The sequence below is a fragment of the Streptococcus pasteurianus genome (assembly GCF_004843545.1).
Classification (GTDB): Bacteria; Bacillota; Bacilli; order Lactobacillales; family Streptococcaceae; genus Streptococcus; species Streptococcus pasteurianus.
Genome location: NZ_CP039457.1, coordinates 1,627,287 through 1,651,199 on the forward strand (window position 1 = coordinate 1,627,287; position 23,913 = coordinate 1,651,199).

Here is a 23,913-nt window from a genome sequence, read left to right on the forward strand (position 1 = left end):
AATAAGAGTTGCAAATTCATAAATAATGATTCATTAAGAGATGCCGAAATATAAGGAAGTATCTTTTCTAAGTGAATTTTGTATTTATTTTAAACCTTGTACTTGAACTTCATACAAGCGAACCGCTGAGTCAGAACCTTGAGTTGGTTTTTTTGCTGTGATACGCACATAACGTGCTTGACATTGCTTAAAGGCGTGTTGTGTTTCTTCCGCCTTATTTTTTTTCACATTAGCAACTTCTGTCCAGTTTTGCTTATCTGCTGAGACTTCAACAATATAATCGGAAGTATTCATGTCCGCCGATTCTCCACCAGCTTCTGCATGGCTGATTGATACTTGGTTAATTGTTTCTGCTTTTCCAAGATCAATCGTCACATTATGTTTACGGGGGCCAACAGCACACCACTTCGTATCTAATTTACCATCAACAACCATTTCGCCTGCTTCTGATTCATTGGTAAATCCATCCACTTCAACTACTTTATTGAGAGCAAAATTTGTTAATTCCACTGTTTTATCTACGACAGTTATTAAAGCTTTTTGCGTCACTTTATTTTCCTTGCCCTTATTATTTACTGCTGTCAAACTAACTGAATAGGTACCTGCTTTTGCAAAACTTACTGTCGGATTTTTCGCTGTTGCACTTTCCTTATCGGCACCTTCGATTTTCCACTTGTATTTTACAGAAGCTAAGTTTGACTTATTTATAAAGTGCACTTTTTCACCAACACTAACCACTGTTTTATCTGCTACAAATGCTGCTTGTGGTAAAGAATTATCTGGCCAATCAACTGTAGTAGTTGATGATTTTCCTGCTTTACCCTCTTGGTTAACAGGTACAATCTCAAAGCTTGTTTTCTCTACATTTTTACCACGTTTTAAAGCGTTTACAAAGAAAGCATTAATATTGGAGCTACCTAAAAATTCCTTGCTTTTATCCGCATTAATCTGATAAATCTCATAGTGTACTTGATTACTCTCATCTGCATCTGACTTCCAAGTTAGTCTAAAACCACCAATAGTCCCTTCTTCTTCAAAGACTTTATCAGAGACTTTAGCCTCTGCTACAGAAATATTTTTAGCTTTGTCTCCATTTGTCAATGTCATTTCGCCAATATGAATAGATTGAGCCTCCATATCTTTATCTGCTGTCAAGCGAAGTCCAATTTTTCGAATGTTTTTTCCAACCAGTTTTTTGGTATCAAAAGTAATATTAGACCAATCACTATCTAAGCTTTTATCCCCAGATAACTCAATTTTTTTACCATCAGATAATTCAAAAATCGCTTTAACTTTAACTGATTGATCGGAACGCATCTTGACAGAAAAAATGGCATCTTTTTTGACGGTCAAATCTGTGGCAAACAAAGTAAGCGTAGAAGATTTACCTGCTGCAAGATAGTCTGCCTGCAATTTAAGAGAATTACCACCATTATAAGCATTAGCAAAATCAAAACTTGGAGTTATCTGATTATCGCCTTCATTGTCAATAATCCAACGATAAGTCGGTAGAATACCCGCCAAACTACGATCGTTCCAGTCTCTTTCGGATATTTTTTGACCGTCTTTAAAATAATTATAACCATTTCCTAGATTGAAATTAGTAGTAAACGAATCTCCTGTGATTGCTGATTTTTCCAGGACATATTTAGAAAGTCCGATCCAAGATTCATCATCAGAGGCATCGACTTTTCTTGGATCTGCTTCTTGATTGACCCAAAAAGTTGACTCGCGATTTTGGAAATCATCCCAATCAGTAGCATTGGTATAGGTGGCACTAGCAGCATACAAACCGATAGAAGTTTGGGTGCTATTGTCTCCTTGCTCCAATAAGTCCCATTTAACCGATGTCTGCACATCTTTTTCTTGAACATCTATCCCCGCATAAATTTGATATGGATCCAAACTATGTTCTTTAGCGTATTGATTTGATTTCTCAAGTAACTTTTGATCGGCTAGCTTATTAGTATTCCACCAAAAATTCAAGAACATGCTATCAGCTGCCTTATCTTCTATGAAGGTTGCATTTTGATCATTAAGTTGATTTTGCCAATCTACCTTACCATCTTTTGTCATGGCATCATACCACATCACTTGCAGATTAGGCTCTTCTTTTTTGACTTGTTGAATAAGGGCTTTCATATTTGCCGCATCTTCAGCGCTAAGTCCATCTGTTTCTTCATTGATAAACCAACCTTCAAATCCATATGCTTTTGCCACTTTTACCATTTGACTTGCAAATGGAAATTGACCATTATCATCCTTTGCAAGCATTTTCTTAACCCAATCTTCCTTACCACCATATTCATTAGGAGGTAGGAAAATCGTGCCCAGAACAGGTACACCGTTGATATGAGCTTCATCGATAACATCTGCTGATGGAGTCACAATCAACCCCTCTCCAGCTGAACCACCCCAATACACTAGTGTATCAATGTATTGCCAATAGTCGAAAGTATAAGTCGAAAATTCAGAACTACCACGTGATGGGTTCCCCGAAGTAGACGAGTTCATCATCGAAAGAGCTACAATTTTAGTCTTCTCATTTTGTGAGGAATTTGACGAAGTTAAATTCTCTGTAGCAACACGTTTTGCCAGAGGAACTCTTGATTGATTATAGAGTAAATCTTTATCTTTTTTAGCTGACCACTTCAAGAATTTTTCGGGCATCCAATAGGAGGAAATGGGGGTATTTTTACTTTGATAGTCCGCTATTGCTTCCGAGGTTACTTTATAGTTTGTCTCACTAGACATATTATTACAAGCTGCTAATAAAGTTGCTACTGTTAACACTCCTGTTGTTGACAGACCTAATCGAACGAGCATTTTCTTCGTTATTTTCATATCATTCTCCAATAAATAGTTAGTCTTCCCTAGTCACCGAATCGATTTCGATAGCAAAAGCTTGCCAAGGTTGGAGCAAAACCATACTCAGCGAATCTGGAAATGAGACATTACCAATAATAAGACGTTTTATAATAAAATCAGACTCAAAATTCTGTGGATAGGATGACAAATTAATGACCACAAGAATTGTCTGGTGAGATGTTTTTCTGAGATAGGCAATAACGCTATCAACACTATCTAGAAATAAAGTTTCTCCCGTAGTGACCCAATCTTCATCGTGTCTCAGACGAATCAGATTTTGATAAGTCGTAAAAATAGATTGAGGCTCTGCTAAAGCATCCTTTGCATTAATATTGACATAATTAGGATTTACTGATATCCAAGGAATCCCCGTTGTAAATCCTGCTTGGATATCACTTGTCCATTGCATAGGGGTTCTAGCATTGTCACGACTCATATCACGTAAGATATTCAAAATATCTTCTTTTGACTTCCCAATTTGTCGTTGTAACTTGTAAAAATCCCACGATTCTATATCTTTAAACTCCGACAAGTCAGTAAAGGGATAGTTGGTCATGCCCAATTCTTCTCCCTGATAAATAAAGGGTGTGCCTCGTAGCAAGTGAAAAAGAATAGCAAAAGCTTTAGCCGAACGCTCACGATAGTCTCCTTCATCACCCCAGAAAGATACTATGCGTGGCAAATCATGATTATTTGTAAATAAAGCATTCCATGCTTGATTTGGCTTTAGTGATTGCCAAGCAAGTAGAGCCTCTTTTAGTTTTGGTACATTTAAAGGAAGTTTATTCCATTTGTCACCATTTCCAGCTGAAGTCAAGATATGCCAAAAGCCAAAAACCATCGACAATTCCTTACGTTCTGGCGCACTGTAAAGCTTTGCCAACTCTGGTGAACTCGACCAAGCCTCACCAACGACAAGACAATCACGCTTTCCGAAGGTAGCCTCATGCATTTCTTGAAGATAATCATGAAGATGCGGACCATTTACTGTCACTTCCTTATCGACTTGCTTACCAATCAAATCAATCACATCCAAACGAAAACCGCTAATACCTTTGTCTAACCAAAAATTCATCATCTGATAAATTTGCTGACGAACTTCTTTATTTTCCCAGTTAAGATCAGGTTGCTGGGGACTAAAGAGATGGTAATAATACTGATTGGTCTGCGAATCATAGGTCCAGTTACTAGGATTTCCGATAGGCTGATCACGCCAGATATAGAAATTTCTTTTAGAATTATGCTTAGATTTACAAGATTCTTGAAACCAAGCATGTTGGTCCGAAGTATGATTTACCACCATATCCATAATCAGACGAATTCCTAGTTTTTTTGACTGATTGACAAGCTTATCAAAATCTGATAGCGTTCCAAAAATTGGGTCGATTTTACAATAATCCCCCACATCATAACCATTATCAACCATGGGAGATTGATAAACAGGAGATAGCCAAATAGCATCAATTCCTAAGTTTTTTAGATAATCTAACTTCTCTAAGATTCCACGTATATCTCCTATTCCATCACCATTACTATCTTTAAAAGAACGTGGATAAATCTGATAAATAACAGCTTTTTTCCACCAATTAGTCATCATATACTCCAAATCATTTTTTATTGTGAACAACTTCCAATGTAGCTTAAGAATAAGATAGATACAAGAGGAAGAAAATAAAATGTTGAGTTAACTTATTAGTAAATAAGACCTCCCAAGATGTTTTAAAAAAACAACAAGAGAGGTCCCGATACTTACTAATTTTTCTACCGAATTTCAGTCAAGTAGATTTCTGGTATAGCAAAGTTTTAATACGTTAGACCAATTAAACTCTAATTTTAAAAACGACTGTTGTTAACCATACCTTTAGTTAGATTCTTTACTTTTAAGATAATCATCATATTGTGCTTGCATTTCTTTTTGTACTTTATCAAAACCAGCTTTCTTCAAATCATCTTTTAGTTTTGGCAATGTTTCAGTCGGATCAACACTTCCTGTATTTAATTGGTCCAAGTACTGACTCATCACATTAGAAAGATTTGAAATCTCAGATTTTACTTTTGATTGATCGAAAGTAAAACCTAATAATGGTGAAACAGAAGCATTTTTAATAGACTCATCTCTTTTAGCAATCATCTCATCTGTAACAGCATCTGTAGTGTAAAGAAGGGCATTATTTCCAGTATTCCAAGCAGGCATGTGTGTTACACCTTCACTATAAGATTTCAATGTTTTAATCTTCTTATCACCCGTTTTTTCCCATTGTTTACCTTCAATACCATAAACAAGAGTATTAAGTAGCTTTTCGTTGCTGTTGATTAATCCAAGAACTTGCACTGCTTCTTTTTTATGTTTAGAAGTATTTGAGACAACAAAATTTGCTACACGTGCTTGGTCAGTTGTAATCAATGATTCTGTCAAAGGTTTTGAAACTAATTCTTGACCTGCAGCTTGCGTTAAGATGGTATCACCATAATCGTAAGGACCTTGAGTCTCAATTCGAGCAAACCAGTTGTTTGAGTTCAAATCATAAGCAGTACTAGAAGTAGCAGCATCTGCTGGAATAAGTCCTTTTGTATAATATTCATGCATTAGTTTTAAATTCTCAACATAAGAAGGAATATCATATACATTTTGAATTTTCTTTCCATCTCCAGTCACATCAACCACAAATGGTAGGCCATTTCCTAATACATAATCAACATTTCCTGGTGTTTTATACCCTTGACCAACAGCTAGAGCTGCAATATTTGGCTCTTTTTCATGAAATTCTTCTAAAACTTTTTGAGCTGACGCAAAGGAATTCACATCATTAATTGATAAATTATACTTATCAAGATACTGTTTATTAAAAGTAATTACTTGTTGGGCATAAATATTCGCATTTACAGGAAAAGCATAAAGTTTACCATTAATCTTATTTCCTTCAATATAAGATGGATTGAGAGATTCATATGCAGTTTTAGCATACTTAGGTGCTAAGTCTGTCAAATCAGCAAACGCTCCCTTAGAAGCATTAGTCGCATAATCCTGAGCAAAAGCTATATCGTAATCCTCACCAGAAGAAATTATAACATTCATTTTTTTATCATAATCTCCCCAACCAATGTAACTAATTTCTAGTTTATATCCTGTTTCTTTTTCAATAATTTTATTAGCTTGAGCCATCAACTCTTCATAATTATCCGGCTTATCACCTTTTTGATACATGTGCAGGATTTTGTCACTAGAACCTTCTTTAGAAGATTTTGAAGTTCCACAAGCTACGAGAGTTGTAGCTGCCAATATCGACAGTGAAGCAAGAGCAATTCTTTGGTATTTTTTCATAAGATAACCTCCTTGGAGTTTCCTCCATTTTATTTAAATAACACATTAAAAAGTAAATAATATCTTAGCTATTCTTTGACACCGCCAATTGTCAATCCCTTAACAAAATAGCGTTGGAAGAAAGGATAGCTGATTGCAATCGGCAAAGTTGAGATAACGACAATAGCCATTCGAGCTGATTCTCCCGGAAGAGCCGCTAGACCACCAGCAATCTGTGATCCTGCTCCAGCATTTTGCGTCAAATATTGTAGATTATTTTGAATCTTCATCAATAAATACTGCAACGGTATCAGCTTATCATCTGATATATAAAGTAGAGCATTGAACCAATCATTCCAATAGCCAAGCGCTGCAAAAAGTGAGATAGTAGCAATACCAGGGACAGCTAGTGGAAGAACAATTTGAGTAAAGATTCTCATCTCGCTAGCCCCGTCAATACGTGCTGACTCAATAATAGAATCCGGAACCGAACGTTTGAAAAAGGTTCGCATAACAATAATATTAAATGGAGAAACTGCCATTGGTAAAATTAAGGCCCAAATTGTATCTTGCAGTTGCAAAAGATTGGTTACAACAAGATAGTTAGCAATCATACCAGGTGAAAACAGCATAGTGATAAGACAAAATACTGTAAAAAAGCGACGAAAAGGAAAGTTATTCCGAGAAATTGCATAAGCATATAAAGAAGTTGCCGTCGCATTAATCACTGTCCCAAGAACTGTTACAAGAATTGTTACAAATAAAGACTGCAACATCTTCTCTTTCATCTGATCAAACAAGAAAGTGTAAGCATAAAAGCTCCATTCCCTAGGAAAAAAACTATAACCATATTGCTGTAAAGCTGATTCTTTTGTAAGTGAAATAGCTAAAACAAATAAAAAGGGGAGAACACATGAAATCGCAAATAACGCAATCACAATATTGAAGATAAAATTGACCGGACGATTAAATCCCCTAACAGATAAAGATGCTATTTTTTTCTTTTTTTTCTTCACAATCAAATCTCCTCCTAGAATAAGGCAGAATCGCTATCTAATTTACGAGCGAAAAAGTTTGTAATCATTAACAAAATAAAACCAACAACTGACTGATAAAGTGCGGCAGCCGTCGCCATTCCTAAATCTCCTGTATTAGCCAAACCATTATAGATGTAAGTATCTAACACCTGAGTAACCGAAGTTAAGGCACCTGACTGACGTGGTACATTGTAGAATAATCCAAAGTCTGCTCTAAAAATATTACCCACTGCTAGTATGGTCAAAATGGTCATCAAAGGAATAACTTGTGGTATGGTAACATGTTTAATTTGTTGCCATTTTGTAGCTCCATCTACCATGGCTGCTTCATAATAGGTTGGATTGATTCCCATGACAGTAGCAAAATAAACAATTGAGTTATAACCAATTCCTTTCCAGACACCAATAAAGAGAATTATAGCAACCCAATACTTTGGTTCTTGGTACCAGTTAACAGGCACACCACCATTATTCATAATGAGTTGGTTGATAATACCTGTTTTTCCTGGTGCCAAAAATGCATAAACAAAGTAAGAAATTACAATCCAAGAAAGAAAGTAAGGGAAAAGTGACATTGTCTGATACACTTTTACAAGCTTTTTATTACGTAACTCACTCATAATAATGGCAAATGAAATCGAAATAAACAAATTCAGAGTAATAAAACCAAGATTATAAAGAATAGTGTTACGAGTAATGTCAAAAGCTGCTCCTGAAGAAAAGAGGAATTCAAAATTACTCAATCCTACCCAAGGGCTATTGGATAAACTAGCTAAAAAACCTGCTGGATCTAAATGAAAGTCTTTGAAAGCGACAACATTAGCAAAAACTGGGATGTAAAAGAAGAAAACCATCCAAACAGCACCAGGCAAAGCCATAGCTACCAAAGCTTTGTATCTCCAAAGATTTTTGAAAAATTTTGTCATTATTCTTCCTCCTTAATTAATAGAGTTTGAATATTGCATGGACCGACATGCCCCTCAAAAGGTGTATCTAAAGCTTCTTCCAATAAATTAAGTTGTAAAGCTCCATTAAATTTCAAATCAATCGATTGATTCGATAGATTAAAACCACGTAAGACGAGACCATTATCAGATATACGACGTTTTAAAGCTGTCACAGCAAAACGCTCATCATCAATAGCTACCATTGTTCCATGAGACGGCATCTTGGTAGATGTATTATCATCTGTGGATAAAATCTGAATCGCTGAAAATGGTACTTGACTAGCATAAGCATTTTGATAAGTCTTATAACGTTCCCTTGGTTGACCATGACATTCTAAGCTATAGCAAAATCTAAGCTTGCCCAATGTTTGTGCTTCCGGCGTTGGGAAGTAGCCCCAATCCCCCATCTCACCGACTCCCCTAAAGAGAGTAAGTGCAATAGTCGAACTATCTAAAATTTCATATTCATTCAAACCAAAGTTACCAACAGTTAGACCATATTGGTCATTACGTAAATTTACAAAAGCCTGCTGATGTTGTGGGTTTGTTGGATTCTCCCATGTTTTTGGTACTACATTTGGTCTAGTTACCACTTCATAAATACTATCTGCTTCATGAGTCGCTACTTTCATACCTGTTGGAAAGAGTACCCGAAGGCGATGATCTTTAGCTTGATTGTCCACATAAGTTTCAAAATCTATTTTTTTCGAGTATTGACGAACTGTTATGAAAGTTGTTACTTTCATCGGTATCATCTTCTCAGAACGGCCTGCCTTTCGATTACGGAATTCCAAAACTTTTTTCTGTTCTTCTTCCAACAAGGCATCTGCTGATTCAGGAACCATCATGACTTGCTCTAATCGAACTTTTGCTAATTCTGGTCTATCTATGACAACAGAGAAAGTAGTTGGTAAATCCGTTGACAGGATTGGCTTTGTGCCTGTTGGTTGGAAATAGATGTATTCATTCCCTATATCTCCTGTCTCTTCAAAAACAAGTAAATCATGAAAAACTTTTTGCGAAATCTTATCAAACAAACGCAGGCTACCGTTTTCTTGAACTTTCAATTGAATATATTCATTTTCAATAATTCGATCAAAAATCATACTTTCTTTCTGATAAGAGGCTGTATCTGCTCGAACTAAATCGTAAGTATCCCAAGAAAAAGCAGGCATATCCTTCAAGAAGAGAGTGACTTTAACAAAACGTTTCATATAAGGGATTCGGAAACGGTCTTTTGGTAAATCATAATCAAATAGAACTTCCTCATCACTAATCATAGCTGGAATTTCACAGCCATTTCGATCAACAACCTTATATTGACATTGAGGACGTGTTTGTAAATGATCATAGAGTTGATCCGGACGTCCATCCTTAAAGAACTTGCGTTCCAAAACCACCTCAACTTCGACCTCACCAGTTTTTGAATAACTTGCCGTATTAAATACTACAAAAGGATGTTCCCCTTCAAAAGTAATTGCTTTTGATAATTCCACTAAGGCATCCTCAGCAATAAAGTTTCCGACATCGTAAGCTTTCTCAAAACGTGTCATCATTTCACGATGTACTGCATCAACTGAACAACCACAAATGCTATCATGAGGATGATTTTGCAGAAGCGTCTTCCATGCATAAGTTAATTGATCATGTGGATACTGATTAGTCACTCGGTAAGCCAGACTCGCTAGTGGCTCGGCAACATTTTCCAATTGGCGTTCTACTTTTGTATTCCACTGTTTGAGATAAACACGGCTAGAAGCTGTATTGGCCAAAGTATACCAACCATCAGTCTCTTGAGAAGTCAATTCTCCTGTTACCGTAGAAAGCTCCTCAGGCAAATCCGAACATACTGCCTCTAAATAGGCTGGCCAGTTGCTATGAACAAAATGATAGTCTGGAAAAAGTTCATTGGCTAGTCGAATAGCCTTACTCAAATCTTTTTGAACTGGTTGATGATCAACTCCATTCATCATCAAAAGGTGAGATGTAGAAGCAAAGCGCTCCACGTCTGCTAATTTTTCTTTCCAAAAGCTTTTTGCAGCTTCCTTTTCTGAAGGTATCTCATTTCCATTAGAATACCAGTTAGCAAATAAAATCCCTAAAATCTTAGTTCCATCTGGTCCTTCCCACCACATTTCTGAAAACTGTGAGCTATAAGCTTCATCGGACTGCTCTAAAACCTGATTATCAAAACCAATAGGTTTAACCCCTCGACCAAAAGCTGCGGCATTTAGTTTTGCACCTTTCATGAGTTGTGGAGCTTGTCCCATGTTACCAAAAGTATCTGGAAAATAACCTAGTTCTACTGGCGAGCCCCAATGCTCAGAATCTTGACGTCCTATTAACATATTACGAACATTCGCTTCAGGACTAATTAAAAAATCATCTTGTAAAATATAAAAAGGTCCAATTTTTAATTTGCCTGCAGTAATCGCTTCAGCTAATTCTTGACGCCTTTCAGGTCTTACTTGCAAATAATCCTCTAGAATAATAGTTTGTCCATCTAAATGAAAACTATCAAAGTCTGGATCTGCCTTAAATAAATCCAATAAATCATCAATCAACTGAATCAGTCGCATGTGATGTTCTTCATAAGCCATATACCATTCCCGATCCCAATGACTATGAGAAATGATATGTACTGTTTTCTTTGTCATTCTTATAATACATTCCTTTCGTTTCATTCAAAGCATAACACCTCATGAGAAAGTGTTGTGCTTTGAGTTTTCTAGATTACAATTAAAGTGAGAAGCCTTGTCACTACTACAAATCACAGGGAGATGAGTAAGTGTGTGATTTCATCTACGACCTTGTATCCTTATAGGTGCCGTCTTTTCTATCAAGCATCACTAACTGCAAAGATGAGCACTAAACTTATACTTAGCTCGTTTATGTAGGGAGTAACCCATAGTAAAAATTGTCTATCCGACTTGTTGTGAAATCGATGTGCACAAAACCTTTGTGATTGCGGTTGTTGCTATCGCAAATAAGCAAAGAATTACGAAATATCACCGTAAACCTTTTTCGACTTTTACCAACGGGCTTCTTCAGCTAAAAGATTGGCTTAACTATTATTCCTGGTTGGATATCTGCATGGAATCAACTAGAAAATACTGGATTCCAGTCTTTAATATCCTTAAAAAGGACTACCATATTTGTTTGGCTTATCCTAAATACGTCAAAGCAATTCGAGGAAAAAGACAGATAAGAAAAAGACACAGTGGATAGCTGACCTCTTTCGTTATCGTATGAAATTAACGCAACTTCAAGTGAATGAAAAGAACCATTATCAAAATTGTCTGACTTGGTCTAATATTCAAGCGGCAAATGTCGTTTCTGATGTTTTCGGAAAAAGTGCTCAATCAATTATCGAAAGCATCCTTGACCACCCCGAAGAAGAATCAAAAATTGGAGAACTGGTTCATAAAAGTATGACAGTCAAAGCCCAAGCTTTAGAAATTACCATTGATAGTGAGATAACCACTGATTAAGGTTCACTACGATGAACTAGCCATTTGTAAAGAAGATTTAAACAAATAATTTTAGACTTGAGACAGAAGTTTCAAGAACAAGTATCAGTTATCCAAAGCGTACCTGGTTCGCTTATCAGCTTTACGTATCATTTCTGAAATTGGAGCTGATATGACAGCCTTTGAAACCGCTAGAAAATTATCCTCTTATCTTTTTACACGAATATCAAAATAATCCATAACTAATTCACAAAACATCATATTAGCCCAACTAAACCACTCTCGAGTATAGTGTTTCGGGTTATCAACATCAAAGCCTTCATGCATCAAATGCGTCCCTGCATCAGTTGCAACCAACTGATCTAAGATACGTCTTTTCTCTTTTTTATCTAAACTAGTTAGTCCTTCCATAGCCATTGCAATTGGCCACACATAGTTTTCAGGAGTATGACTGGAACCAATACCACACGCATATGTTCCTTCATAATAAAATGGATTTTCCTGACTTAGTAGTGTCTCTCGCGTTTGAAGGTAGCAGGCATCATCCATCTCACAAAAGCCAAGATAAGGAGCCGCCATTAAATTAGGAACATTGCTGTCGTCCATAATAGATGCTTGACCAAGACCATCTACTTCATAGGCCCAAATAGTCTCACCTTTTTGATTTGTCGTCTTGGCATGGTTCTCCAACCCGTCCCGAATCACCATACATAATTTCTCAGCTCGACAAGCTAGAGTATCATTTGGGATAAGATTGGTAAAAATCTCCACAAGGTAATCTAACACTACTACTGCAAACATATTAGACGGAACCAGATAACCATATTGACAAGCATCATCACTTGGTCTAAAACCGGACCAAGTCATCCCCGTGTAAGCGACAGCTGTCCCACGTCCTTCTCGTGGTAACGTATCTTCCAAACGCTCCGTATCACGAACAAAACGATACTCAGACTTTTCATGATTTTGTTCTATTTCGAAGACATCTAATATTTTACTTGCTGCTTCTACAAAAACTTCATCAAAATGCTCTGTATAGCCCGTATTTTTATAAAGCAAATAAGCTAGTTGAACAGGATAACAAAGCGAATCAATCTCGTATTTGCGTTCCCAAATCCATCCTTTTGCACTATTAAAATTTGTGTGGTCACTCTGATGACCTGCAAAATTTTCGCTTTCATTAAAGGCATTTGCATATGGATCGAGATTGATATAATACATTTGCTTACGAACAAGGCCAGCAATTAAGTTCCGAATAGCTTCATCTTTTTCGGCTAATACAAGATAAGGACGCATTTGAGCTGTCGAGTCCCGCAGCCACATAGCTGGAATATCACCTGTCAACAAAAAAGTAGTACCATCGTCATGAACTTTTAAGGTCGTTTCTAAGGTATTTGAAAAAGAATGATTAAAATTAATCGCCCACTCTTTATGAGTTTCACCACAAAGTTCCGTTATTTCTTCCATAAATTTTTGAACCGATTTTGGAATAGTCATACTCACTGTCTTCCTCCATAGAATATTTGATATATCTTTTGAGTAGATTATACGTCTTTTTGATATTTTTTGCAAGCGCTTTTTTTGATATATTATAACTTTTTAATTAAAAAAATAGTTTTTTGGGCTTTTTTCCTTGTTTTTTTAATAAAAAATAGTAAAATATGGTATATCATATTTAAAAGAAAGGGATACTTTTATGACGTTACCTCTCTACCAACATATCTCTGACGATTTAAAACAAAAAATTGTTAGTGGTTATTTTAAAGTAGGAGACCAGCTTCCAACTGAAAAGGAACTTTCCGAAAGTTACTCTGTAAGCCGCATCACTGCCAAGCGAGCTCTTAATGATTTAGAGCATCTTGGACTTGTTAGTAGGACCAGAGGAAAAGGTACCTTTGTCCAACTCCCTCAAAAGCAACAAACCCACTCTTCGAAACAAATCCTCTTTCTCATTCCATTTGAAGGTGTCTCTTTTGGTAATTTCACCCAGGGACTTGTACCAACTTTAGATAATAGTGATATCAAAGTTTTTATTACCTATGCTAATTATCTAAATGAAAATACCGTCGCTGATATTACCAAAAGTTTTGATGGTTTGATTTACTATCCTCTATCGACTGCACAGTATCTAGATATCTTATTAGAACTTTCCCTACAGCAATTTCCTGTTGTATTATTAGATAAACCAATCTATAGTTTTCAATTTCCGTGTGTCTCTTCAGATAATTTTAATGGTGGTGAACAAGCTACACAAGCACTATTAGAACTAGGGCATCAGCGCATTGCCTTTCTTACTAGCAATGAAAAACATCATCCTCATACAACTAGAAATCGCTACTTAGGTTATATTAAAGTTCTCAATGAATATAATATTCCTTTTCATACTACATTAGATAATGCGCTGTATACAGAAGATTCGGTCTTAGAATTAGTGCGTGAGCAAAAGGTAACTGGTTTAGTTTGCGAAAATGATTTAGTGGCTCTACAAGCAATGAAAACATTACAAGATAATAATTTTTCTATCCCAAATGATCTTTCCATTATAGGGTTTGATGACATTCAGGCAGCGAGTCTTTCCAATCCACCACTTACTACAGTAGCACAAGATTTCTTTCGTATGGGACAGGTCGCTGGTCAACTTCTTCTAGACTGGATTCAAACAGGAGAAAGGCCAAATGATGTTAAAATCCCTGTCCATCTTGTAAAACGCAAAACTTTAAAGGAGCACACAATATAAAATGATTATTCATACTATCGACACACGTCATGGCACTGCAAATGATGCTACTTTTTCACATGGAAACTGCCTCCCTTACACGGGACTTCCTTGGGGGATGAATTATTTCGCCCCCTCGACTGCTAACAACCGGGGGGCTTGGTGGTTTCATCCAAACGATCGAACCTTTGAAGGGTATCGCATAACTCATCAACCAAGTCCATGGATGGGAGATTTTTCACATCTCACTATGACTCCTATTTCGGGCTTGGTAAAAGACCTTTCTTTATACCATATTACAAGTTCCTACCGACCAGAAGAAGCTATTTTTAATCCTACACGATTAAAAATCACTCAATGTCGCTACCAAATCACTTCTGAATTGATTCCATCTATGTATGGTGGTTTACTTGACATTACCTATAAAGACACTCAAGCAAGCGAAAATGGACTCGTGCTTCATCTTCCAGGTCAATATAAAGTAGCTCAAGAAGACTCTAATCTTCTCAGTCTTTCAGTTATTAATTTTGCCGACTGCGAAGATAAAAATTTCACTTTCTACTGCATTCTAAAAACTAGCCAACCTTTTACAATAAGTGAACAGAAAACGACGGAAGAAAATGGAGCTGTTCAGTTACATTTCGGCGATTCTCAACAAATTAGTATCCACTTTGCAACTTCTTTTATCTCACAAGAACAGGCCCAGCTTAATCTCAAACGTGAACAAGATTGGTCTAAAGAAGATTATCTTACCAAAGCTGAAGCCGCTTGGGAGGATTTACTTTCACGTATTCAGATTGAACACCATAACCAAGATGAAGTTTCTACTTTCTACCATAACTTCTATCGTACTTTCCTGTTTCCTCAAACATTTTATGAATACGATAAGGATAATCGGAAAATTCATTATGATACTACTTCTAAAAGCATTAAAACAGGACCACTTTACACCAATAATGGATTTTGGGATACTTTCAGAACTGTCTATCCACTATACAGCCTAATTGCAACAGAACAGTATAGTGATATGCTAGAAGGATTTCTTAACAGTTATCGTGAGACAGGCTTTTTACCAAAATGGCTCTCTCCAGATGAACGTGGCCTTATGCCCGGTACTTTAATTGATGCTGTCATTGCTGATGCAGCTAGTAAGGAAATCCGTCTTGACTTAATGCCTGAATTTTTAGATGCGATGATAAAAGGGGCAACTGTTCAATCAAGCAAAACAAATTACGGTCGACGCGGTACTAAAGATTACTTGCAACTAGGCTATGTACCACTCAATCACCATGAGTCTGTTAACCACACTCTGGATTATGCTTTCTCTGATTATTGTATTTCACAAGTTGCTAAAAAACTAGGAAAAGATGATATAGCTCAAAAATATGCCCAACAAGCCAAAAATTATCGTAATATCTTTGATCCTGTTACTGGTTTTATGCGTGCTAAAGATACTGATGGCAATTTCCGTCCTAATTTTCTCCCTACAAGATGGGGGAGAGACTACGCCGAGGGTTCTGCTTGGCAAACTTCTTGGTCAGTTTTACATGATTTTGCTGGACTTATTAGTTGCTATGGTTCCTCTGAAGCTTTTGAGAAAAAATTAATTAAATTATGTAATCAGCGACCAGATTTCAATGTAGAAGGGTATGGTTTTGAAATCCATGAAATGAGCGAGTTAGCAGCACTCGAATTTGGTCAAGTTGCTATTTCGAATCAGCCAAGCTTTCATTATCCCTATCTTTTTAGCTATATCGGAAAACCTTGGATGGCTACTCCTTTATTACGACAACTTATGACAGAGACTTTTAACAACGGTTATGAAGGATATCCAGGTGACGAAGATAACGGTACAACTGCTGCCTGGTACATTTTCTCTAGCCTTGGTTTTTATCCAGTTACTGCTGCTTCAAACCAATATGTACTCGGTATTCCTCTTTGGGACAAAGCTATTATCAACCTATCTTCTGGAAAACAACTGACTATTCTCGCTCAACCAAACGCTCCTCAACAACTATTTGTTGATCACATTGATCTTAATAAGAAAACTATCACAGAAACTTTCTTAAACCATGATGATATCATCAAGGGAGGGGAGCTGTCATTTGAACTAGGAATTGTACCAAATCCACGTTCTTATACAGCAAATGAACTCCCCTATTCTATGACAACTGATACCACTAACACCTCAAATGATTAATTAAAAAACATATTCTTAAATCGAAAAAGATACCGACAAAGCCACCAAAAACTTAGGGAGTTATAACTTTAAAGTTCATATACTAATATCAAGTTACTATGTGGTATAGGCTTTAATTCATAGTACTCAGGTCACTTCCAATTAATAGTTGAAACACTATTTTCTGAACATTGTGCATTGCATTAATCAGTATAAATAGACATCAAGTAGAAAACTAACTGAGCGACTATTAAAGTTTGAGTAGCTAATATTAGCTTGTAGTAAAAATATTTTAAAGTTAACTAAACACTCACGAGCCCAAAAAGAATGTCCTCAACTATATATTGAGGAACCTTAGACAAAAAATAAGTCTGAGATAAGCAGAATTCTCAGCTAATAAAAAAGAGAGAGTCATATTTAGTGTGAGTTTCTCTTTTTTATTAGTTAATTTCTTGTTGTATTTCAGTAAGCTACAGCGTTTGTAACCCAAACAAGCCTTGATCTGACCGAAGACTGATTCCACATCAACTTTGCGTTGTGCAAAAATCTGACTGCTTTCCTAAGATAACAGCGCTTTCTTTTACTTTTAAGAGCTGATATTCCCATTCACATAGAGTCCTTTTTGGGAAGGTAAATTAGCTGTACGGCTTGATAAACCTTGATTTCTTGTTCAAATCCTGTCTCTGTCCTCTGATGTTTAACAGAATCAAAATGATCTTCCAAACCGTCAAGATGAGGTAAATAACATTGACTTCATCATAACCTCAATTATCGAAATACCTTTAACATTGCTTCTGCTTTCTTTTCTAGTCTTTATTAAATAAGCCATATTTAATCAGGTGGCTGACTCCCATTTCTAAGGTTAGGAGGTTCTCTTTACTGCCATAACCTGCTTTGAGTTGACCACTATATACTCCTCTTTCATCCGCATAAAGGTAGCATCTGGATTGGTTTTAGAAAAGCTATTATGACCATCAAATGTTTCTTGATAGTTCTCATACTTTTCAGCCCGCACTAAAACTTTTTGAAGGACTTTCTTAAGCTGACGGCGTTTAAGTTTTCTTTTATCTTTCCATACCAGCTACTACTTGAAATTGATTGATAGTCCGCTAAGAGACGACAAGTTGACCTGTTCGATAGGGCATGCCAAGTTTTCAACCATCATTTTTTCGATTTTCCGTCCAGAAAAGACCCCTTGTGAGTAGACAAACAAGAAGCAATTTCTAATGGTAAGTTTGTTTGATTTGTGTTACAGTGAAGATACATGAGATAGTCTTGCTACAAAGCAAAAAGCAACAGTTTTGATGCTGTTGCTTTTTGCTTTGAGTTACTCTTGTCTCAGACTTATTTTTATTTTACTTCCATATATCTGATTTATTTGAGTAAAGTGTTAACTATAATAAATAATCCCTTAGTCACTGTTACTACGCTAATTTTTCCAAAAATGCCATTAAAATTTTGGCAGATTGTTTACCAGCTTCGATGATAAATTCATCAAATGTAATATTGGCATCATGGGCTGCTGTGTCAGACATGGCACGAACAACGATAAATGGTTTGTTCAAACTGTGGGCAGCTTGCGCAATCGCAGCACCTTCCATTTCAACAGCTTGAACTTCTGGAAATGCTGCTTTAATGGCATCAATTTTATCTTGGCCAGCGATAAAAGAATCCCCAGTTGCAATCAAACCAATTTTACTAGCGACGTTAGCTTTGTTTAAGACTTGTTCAAAAGTGTCAATAAAGCCTTTGTCTGACTCAAAGTAAAGAGGTTGCATTGACATTTGACCATAATCATAGCCAAAAGCTGTTAAATCAACGTCATGATAAACTAATTTATCAGCAACGACAACATCACCAATATTTAAACCCGTAGCAACAGCACCAGCTGACCCTGTGTTAATAAGAGCATCAACACCAAAATGATCGGCAAGAACAGCTACAGACATCGCTGACATCACCTTTCCAACACCTGATTGGACAAGAACAACATCATGATTTCCAAGTTTACCTTCATAATAAGTATTCCCTAGAACTTGATGTTCAACTTTGTTTTCCAAATGTTCCACAAGAAGCTTTAATTCCTGCTCCATTGCTGCAATAATTCCAATTTTCATCACAAAAATACAAGAGTTTTCAACTAAGATGATTCTCCAAGTTAGTTTTCTAACTCTTGCTTACTCCTTCTTAACTTTTTTAATTAGAGATTAAACACCGCGAAAAAGAGTGCAATTAATAAAACAATAACCACAAACATGATTAGATTAAGTTTTCGTTGAAACTTGCTACGTTTAGCATTTTCAATGCGACGACTTTTATAAACGTATTGGTCTTTTTTCTTACGATCTTTCCATTTATCCAGAAATCCTTGGGTTTCTTCTTCCTCTTCTTCATATGGCACAATGGTGTCATAAAGGTCTGTACGAATAACTTTTGTCTCCTCGTCATCCTCTAGATACTGGTCATCATAAAAAATTTCACCACGGTTAGCACGTTCGATTATCTCGTCTGTTAAAAGTGGTTTTCCCATTTTGTCTATCCTCCAAAATGCAGAGCATAATATTGAAGGGCTATGATTGTTTTAGCATCTTCAATAGCTCCAGATTTCACCAAATCCATACATTCTTGATAGGTTAATTCAAGAATTTCTAAGACTTCGTCATCATCTTGCGGACGTGGATTTGGCACTTTTTGCAAATGAGTTGCTTGATATAACTTAATTTTTTCATTGCAAAAACCAATAGCAGTATAAAACTCATGAATTTGTTTTAAATCGCCAGAGTATCCTGTTTCCTCTTCTAATTCACGCGCAGCGGCATCTTGTTCAGAGCCGTTTTCACCAATTTCGAGTTTGCCTGCTGGAATTTCGTAAGAAATTTTTTCGATTGACTTGCGATATTGCTTAACCAGAATAATTTTATTCTCATCAGTCACCGCTAAAACAGCAACAGCTCCTCGGTGAAGAATGAGTTCTCTTTTAGCTTGACCTAAACCATTTGGTAATTCAACATCGTCAACAACAACTTTAAAAATGTGCCCATCAAAAATTTCTGTTCGTTTGAGCGTTTTTTCTTCAAAAGCCATACTAAGCATTCTCCCTAAAAATATTCCCAAATAAATTTTACTACAAAACAGCAAGAAATGCCATTCTTACACGGTCAATTGCCATAATGTCCCTAAAAAATCATTAAAAAGAGGTCAAATCAAGTTGATACTGTCCCCTCTGAACAATAAGCAGAAATCGCCCATGTCATAATACAGCTTAATGATTTAAACCTCCTAAAATATGCTTACTTTTTATTGTTTGGGTGGTGTGGTTTGTTAAGCGCATAGCCTGCTTTATTAACTTGACGACCACGTCCAATCGCTAAAGCATCTTTTTCAACATCATCAGAAATCGTTGAACCTGCTGCTGTCAAAGCGTTATCTCCCAAAGTAACTGGCGCAATGATTGTTGAATTGCTTCCAACAAACACATTGTTGCCAATGGTTGTTTTAAATTTATGTTGACCATCATAGTTGGCAATGATTGTACCAGCACCAAAATTAACTTCGCTTCCAACGGTCGCGTTACCAATGTATGTCAAATGTCCTGCTTTAGTATCTTCACCAACGATAGATGATTTTACTTCAACAAAGTTACCAATGTGAACATTTTTTTCAAGTGTTGAATCTGGGCGAACATGAGCAAATGGTCCAATGGTTACACCATCTTTAACAACAGATTGTTCAATCATTGAGCTTGTGATAACGACATTTTCACCAATTGTTGCATCAACAAGATAAGTACCATTTGTCAAGACAGAGCCTGAACCAACTTTAGTATTTCCTTTGAGGGTAACGTTGGCTTCAATCATCACATCAGGTGCAATCTCAACGTCAACATCAATGTAAGTTGCTGCTGGGTTTTGGAAAGTCACACCGTTGACCATGTGTTTTTTGTTGATACGACGGCGCATAATGTCTTCTGCTGTCGCAAGTGCCACACGGTCATTAACACCAAGACTTTCATCAAAATCATGAAGCACGTAAGCTCCGACTTTTTCACCATTATTGCGGAAAATTGAAATAACATCAGTCAAATAATATTCCCCTTGGGCGTTGTTAGTGTTGATATTTTTAAGCGCTTCAAAAAGGCGTTTATTGTCAAAGACATAAGTTCCTGTGTTGATTTCTTTGACTTGACGTTCAAATTCAGAAGCGTCTTTTTGTTCAACGATTTTAAGCACTTCGCCGTTTTCATTACGAATGATACGGCCGTAACCAAATGGATTTTCGGCTGTCGCTGTTAAAATTGTGGCAACGTTTTTGTGGCTAACATGAAAATCAATTAATTCTTTCAAGCTTTCTCCAGTGATAAGCGGTGTATCACCAGCGATAACAAGGGTCTGACCTTCAAGACCAGCCAATTCATTTTCTGCCATCATGACCGCATGACCAGTTCCGAGTTGTTCTGTTTGCATGACAAATTCTGATTTGTCAGCTAAAACCTCACGAACCATTTCGGCTTTATGCCCAATAACCGTCACATTTTTTTCTGGATTCAAAGCTGATACGGCACGAAAAACGTGTTCTAACATTGTAATGCCAGAAACTTTATGAAGGACTTTTGGCAAGTCAGATTTCATACGTGTTCCCTTACCAGCGGCTAAAATAATTGCATAATTTGACATAACTAATTCCTTAAAAAATAGAGTAGTTCTGTGGGATAAACAAGGTTACATTCCTTTATTTTTCTCACACAAGCTACTCCATTATATCACATTTACTTATTTTGAGCTTAATTTTATGGCAATCAAGGTGCACATTCTAACCATTACAAGCTGTTAACGGCTGCATCCAAGACTTCCATAACGGCACGACTATGCTCAAGCGCCAATTTTGTAGCCGTCATGTCCTCTTGCTCGATAATGGCTTGGAAAGCAACAAATTCATCGTGCATACGGTGATTTAGGGTATTTTCATTAATCATTGTCATGCTTTGATTATTCAAGCTTAAAGCTAATTCTGGCAAGGTATTCGTAGCGCCGATAATAGCAATTGAGCCTTTATTGCCTTGAATCGTTGATTTAATCTCTGCTGCACAATCTTTGGCACCAATACAAGCAGCTTTAAAGTGACCATAATCCATGATTAGGATACCTGAGGTATCCACACCACGTTCCATATTTGCCAAATACTGTACTTTTTCAGGTTTACCAAATAAGCCAATTACCAAATGAATGTTGTAAATATTAAGGTCACGCAGTGCTCCGCCACCTTTTGCTGGGTCAAAGGCAGGCGCAATCTCGCCACGTTTGAAGGCGTCGTAACGTGAAGAATACTGTGAATAATTACATTCAACGATTTTAATATCACCAAGCTTAGCCAGATTGTCTTTAATAGCTGCAAAATTGCCAAGGTACTGATTGGTAATAGCTTCTAACAAAATACGATTGTTTTGCTCTGCTATTTTGGCCAAGTCTTCAAATTCTGCTAAAGTCAATGTAAATGGCTTTTCACAAATGACGTGTTTCCCAGCAAGAAGTGCTTTTTTAGCATAATCATAGTGCAAGTGGTTTGGAAGTGCCACATAAACGGTGTCAACGTCTGGATTTGCCAAAATGCTATCATAATCGCTACTTGCTTGAGAAATGCCGTAAATTTCAGCGAGTTTTTGTGCTTTTTCAAGACTTCGTGGTGTTGATAAAATAGCACTTAACTCAATGCCATTGATTTCTTTTAAAACCGGTAACACTTCGTCAACAATTTTTCCTGTTCCTAAAATGGCTAATTTCATGAATTTCCTCCTATCGTATCTTGCTAAACTGTGGGATAAACCACTTCAAATTCTTCTAAAACGATTAAGCTTTCTGGTGTGAATGTCAACCCACATTCTTTAAAATAGGGTTTGAAAAATGCTTCGTGAACATCTCGCCAGTAAGCAAGCGATTTATCACCCTCACCTTCTTTAAAAGCATGCTTCTCCGAGACTTCCTTAAAAGGTACAACAGAGACTTTTTTAATCTGAATAATGCAAACTGCTTGGTCTTTGCTATCTAAAATCACATCATAAAATCCAACTTCAGGTAGCGGGTCATTATCAACAGCATATAAGTCATAAGCTGATGCCGTCGCCGTTTTTGTGCCCTCAAGGACTAGCTTCGCTAACAAATCAGCTTCTAGCCCAAATTGCCAAGCGTCAATGACATCTCCGATTGATGGGTTGATTTTCTTATACTTGTTCCAAAGTTCTTGTGCGTTCATGGTTATCTCCTATTCTTTTCTGTCTTACTTCTTCTTACAATCCGTTTGACAGAATTTTCCACTATGGTTTTCTCCTCTTCATTTTGAAGCCTCCCTTTCATTGTTCTACCTTTGAAGCAATGCCGAATTGTTTATCTACCCGTTGCTAAAATCTCGTTTCTAAATATGCTATTTACTACGCTCGCAAATAACCAATAACTACTTCAAACTCCAGCCACCGTCGATTTTGATGATTTCGCCTTGCATGGAGCTTGCTTTGCCTGATGCTAAAAATTCTGTCAAATCAGCGATTTCTTCGGGATTACTCCAACGTCCGATTGGTGTTTCTTGGGCTACCCAGTCAGCTAATCCTCCTGGTTCAAAATCGCTAGCTGTCATGGCTGTCTTAACCGCACCTGGTGCGATACCAAAAATTTGAATCTTATCCTTAGCATAGTCAAGTGCCAGCTGGCGCGTGAAGCCTGCAAGAGCGTGTTTACTAGCGGTGTAAGCTGCTCCGCCACCACCTGCGATAAATGACGCAATTGAGCACATGTTGATGATGATACCAGATTGTCGTTCCACCATTTTGGCTAAGTAGTGGCGTGTAATTTTGACTGTCGCAAAGAAATTGGTCTGAAAAACACGTTCCAATTCGTCGTCTGATACTTCAAGCAAAGGCTTGTAAGCGTCGAGAATTCCAGCGGTGTTACACAAGATATCCACGTCCTGAACAGAATCGTACAGCGCAGCTAAATCCGTCGTCAAGTCCAACTGCAAGAAATGAAAGTTGTCATCTTGAATCTGAGGCGCTTGCGATTTGTCAACGCCATATACCGCGCAGCCATGTTTCAAAAAAAGTCGTGCTTGTGCGAGTCCAATGCCAGAACTAACGCCTGTGATGAGAACTTTAGTCATGGACTTCAACCCAATCAGTCGCTAGAACGTCACATGGGGTCGGCGACCACATGGAAAAGCCTTCACCGTCACCTGAAACGTTGATGAGAAAATACGGTGTTACTGGTAATGCCACGCCATTTTGCTCAAGCGTATCAAATAGCTGAACGTAATTTTCAGCGCCACCCCAGCCTGTGCGGACATATTTTTTCTTAGCCTTTAAACCAGGCAAAATTTCTTCAAAAGTCATTTCTCTCTCCTTGATTTTACTAA

The 23,913-nt window shown here is 37.0% G+C and carries 19 protein-coding genes; 4 read left to right on the plus strand and 15 right to left on the minus strand.

The window, feature by feature from the left end; genetic code table 11:
- Positions 1 to 84: 84 nt before the first annotated feature.
- The 6 genes from E8M05_RS08490 to E8M05_RS08515 all read right to left on the minus strand — a co-directional run bounded on the left by E8M05_RS08490 (position 85) and on the right by E8M05_RS08515 (position 10,810).
- Entirely contained in the window at positions 85 to 2,844 is a 2,760-nt protein-coding gene (locus tag E8M05_RS08490) for an endo-beta-N-acetylglucosaminidase (RefSeq protein WP_003065931.1), read from the minus strand.
- Positions 2,845 to 2,863: 19 nt separating this feature from the next.
- Entirely contained in the window at positions 2,864 to 4,465 is a 1,602-nt protein-coding gene (locus E8M05_RS08495; RefSeq protein WP_003065933.1) for a glycoside hydrolase family 13 protein, read from the minus strand.
- 264 nt (positions 4,466 to 4,729) lie between these two features.
- A complete protein-coding gene (locus tag E8M05_RS08500) occupies positions 4,730 to 6,190 on the minus strand; it encodes an ABC transporter substrate-binding protein (protein ID WP_003065934.1) in 1,461 nt (486 codons plus the stop codon).
- 68 nt (positions 6,191 to 6,258) lie between these two features.
- Positions 6,259 to 7,185, minus strand: a complete 927-nt coding sequence (locus E8M05_RS08505) for a carbohydrate ABC transporter permease (protein WP_013852152.1) — start codon at positions 7,183 to 7,185, stop codon at positions 6,259 to 6,261.
- Positions 7,186 to 7,199: 14 nt separating this feature from the next.
- On the minus strand, positions 7,200 to 8,132 hold the full coding sequence (locus E8M05_RS08510; protein WP_003065938.1) for an ABC transporter permease: 933 nt from the start codon (positions 8,130 to 8,132) through the stop codon (positions 7,200 to 7,202).
- A complete protein-coding gene (locus E8M05_RS08515; protein WP_041973872.1) occupies positions 8,132 to 10,810 on the minus strand; it encodes an alpha-mannosidase in 2,679 nt (892 codons plus the stop codon). The genes E8M05_RS08510 and E8M05_RS08515 overlap by 1 nt, the downstream gene beginning before the upstream one ends.
- Positions 10,811 to 11,099: 289 nt before the next feature.
- On the opposite strand from E8M05_RS08515, the gene E8M05_RS11885 reads away from it, so the two are divergent.
- Positions 11,100 to 11,381, plus strand: coding sequence for a hypothetical protein (locus tag E8M05_RS11885; RefSeq protein ID WP_248497719.1), 282 nt, complete (start codon positions 11,100 to 11,102; stop codon positions 11,379 to 11,381).
- A gap of 20 nt (positions 11,382 to 11,401) precedes the next feature.
- Positions 11,402 to 11,644, plus strand: a complete 243-nt coding sequence (locus tag E8M05_RS11890) for a hypothetical protein (RefSeq protein ID WP_003065945.1) — start codon at positions 11,402 to 11,404, stop codon at positions 11,642 to 11,644.
- A gap of 186 nt (positions 11,645 to 11,830) precedes the next feature.
- Here E8M05_RS11890 and E8M05_RS08525 read toward each other — a convergent pair whose 3' ends face one another.
- Positions 11,831 to 13,120, minus strand: coding sequence for a glycoside hydrolase family 125 protein (locus E8M05_RS08525; protein WP_003065947.1), 1,290 nt, complete (start codon positions 13,118 to 13,120; stop codon positions 11,831 to 11,833).
- Between the two features lie 199 nt (positions 13,121 to 13,319).
- On the opposite strand from E8M05_RS08525, the gene E8M05_RS08530 reads away from it, so the two are divergent.
- Positions 13,320 to 14,360, plus strand: a complete 1,041-nt coding sequence (locus tag E8M05_RS08530) for a GntR family transcriptional regulator (protein WP_003065948.1) — start codon at positions 13,320 to 13,322, stop codon at positions 14,358 to 14,360.
- Position 14,361: 1 nt separating this feature from the next.
- Positions 14,362 to 16,539 carry a GH92 family glycosyl hydrolase gene (locus tag E8M05_RS08535; protein WP_003065950.1) on the plus strand — a complete coding sequence of 726 codons (2,178 nt, stop codon included), beginning with the start codon at positions 14,362 to 14,364 and terminating at the stop codon, positions 16,537 to 16,539.
- A 1,403-nt stretch (positions 16,540 to 17,942) separates the two neighbouring features.
- Here the strand turns inward: E8M05_RS08535 and E8M05_RS08545 are convergent.
- The 8 genes from E8M05_RS08545 to E8M05_RS08580 all read right to left on the minus strand — a co-directional run bounded on the left by E8M05_RS08545 (position 17,943) and on the right by E8M05_RS08580 (position 23,890).
- Positions 17,943 to 18,635 (minus strand): 5'-methylthioadenosine/adenosylhomocysteine nucleosidase, encoded by a 693-nt coding sequence (locus tag E8M05_RS08545; protein WP_003065953.1) that lies wholly within the window; start codon positions 18,633 to 18,635, stop codon positions 17,943 to 17,945.
- Between the two features lie 83 nt (positions 18,636 to 18,718).
- Positions 18,719 to 19,048 (minus strand): cell wall synthase accessory phosphoprotein MacP, encoded by a 330-nt coding sequence (macP, locus tag E8M05_RS08550; protein ID WP_003065954.1) that lies wholly within the window; start codon positions 19,046 to 19,048, stop codon positions 18,719 to 18,721.
- 5 nt (positions 19,049 to 19,053) lie between these two features.
- A complete protein-coding gene (locus tag E8M05_RS08555; protein ID WP_013852158.1) occupies positions 19,054 to 19,602 on the minus strand; it encodes an NUDIX hydrolase in 549 nt (182 codons plus the stop codon).
- Between the two features lie 206 nt (positions 19,603 to 19,808).
- The gene (gene glmU / locus E8M05_RS08560; RefSeq protein WP_003065956.1) at positions 19,809 to 21,191 is read right to left on the minus strand and encodes a bifunctional UDP-N-acetylglucosamine diphosphorylase/glucosamine-1-phosphate N-acetyltransferase GlmU; all 1,383 of its coding nucleotides are present in this window, start codon (positions 21,189 to 21,191) and stop codon (positions 19,809 to 19,811) included.
- 143 nt (positions 21,192 to 21,334) lie between these two features.
- Positions 21,335 to 22,297 (minus strand): Gfo/Idh/MocA family protein, encoded by a 963-nt coding sequence (locus tag E8M05_RS08565; RefSeq protein ID WP_003065958.1) that lies wholly within the window; start codon positions 22,295 to 22,297, stop codon positions 21,335 to 21,337.
- A 23-nt stretch (positions 22,298 to 22,320) separates the two neighbouring features.
- On the minus strand, positions 22,321 to 22,764 hold the full coding sequence (locus tag E8M05_RS08570; RefSeq protein WP_003065960.1) for an ASCH domain-containing protein: 444 nt from the start codon (positions 22,762 to 22,764) through the stop codon (positions 22,321 to 22,323).
- 198 nt (positions 22,765 to 22,962) lie between these two features.
- Entirely contained in the window at positions 22,963 to 23,661 is a 699-nt protein-coding gene (locus E8M05_RS08575; RefSeq protein WP_003065962.1) for a 3-oxoacyl-ACP reductase, read from the minus strand.
- On the minus strand, positions 23,654 to 23,890 hold the full coding sequence (locus E8M05_RS08580) for a DUF2829 domain-containing protein (protein WP_003065964.1): 237 nt from the start codon (positions 23,888 to 23,890) through the stop codon (positions 23,654 to 23,656). Before E8M05_RS08580 ends, E8M05_RS08575 begins: the two co-directional genes overlap by 8 nt.
- Between the last annotated feature and the right edge of the window lie 23 nt (positions 23,891 to 23,913).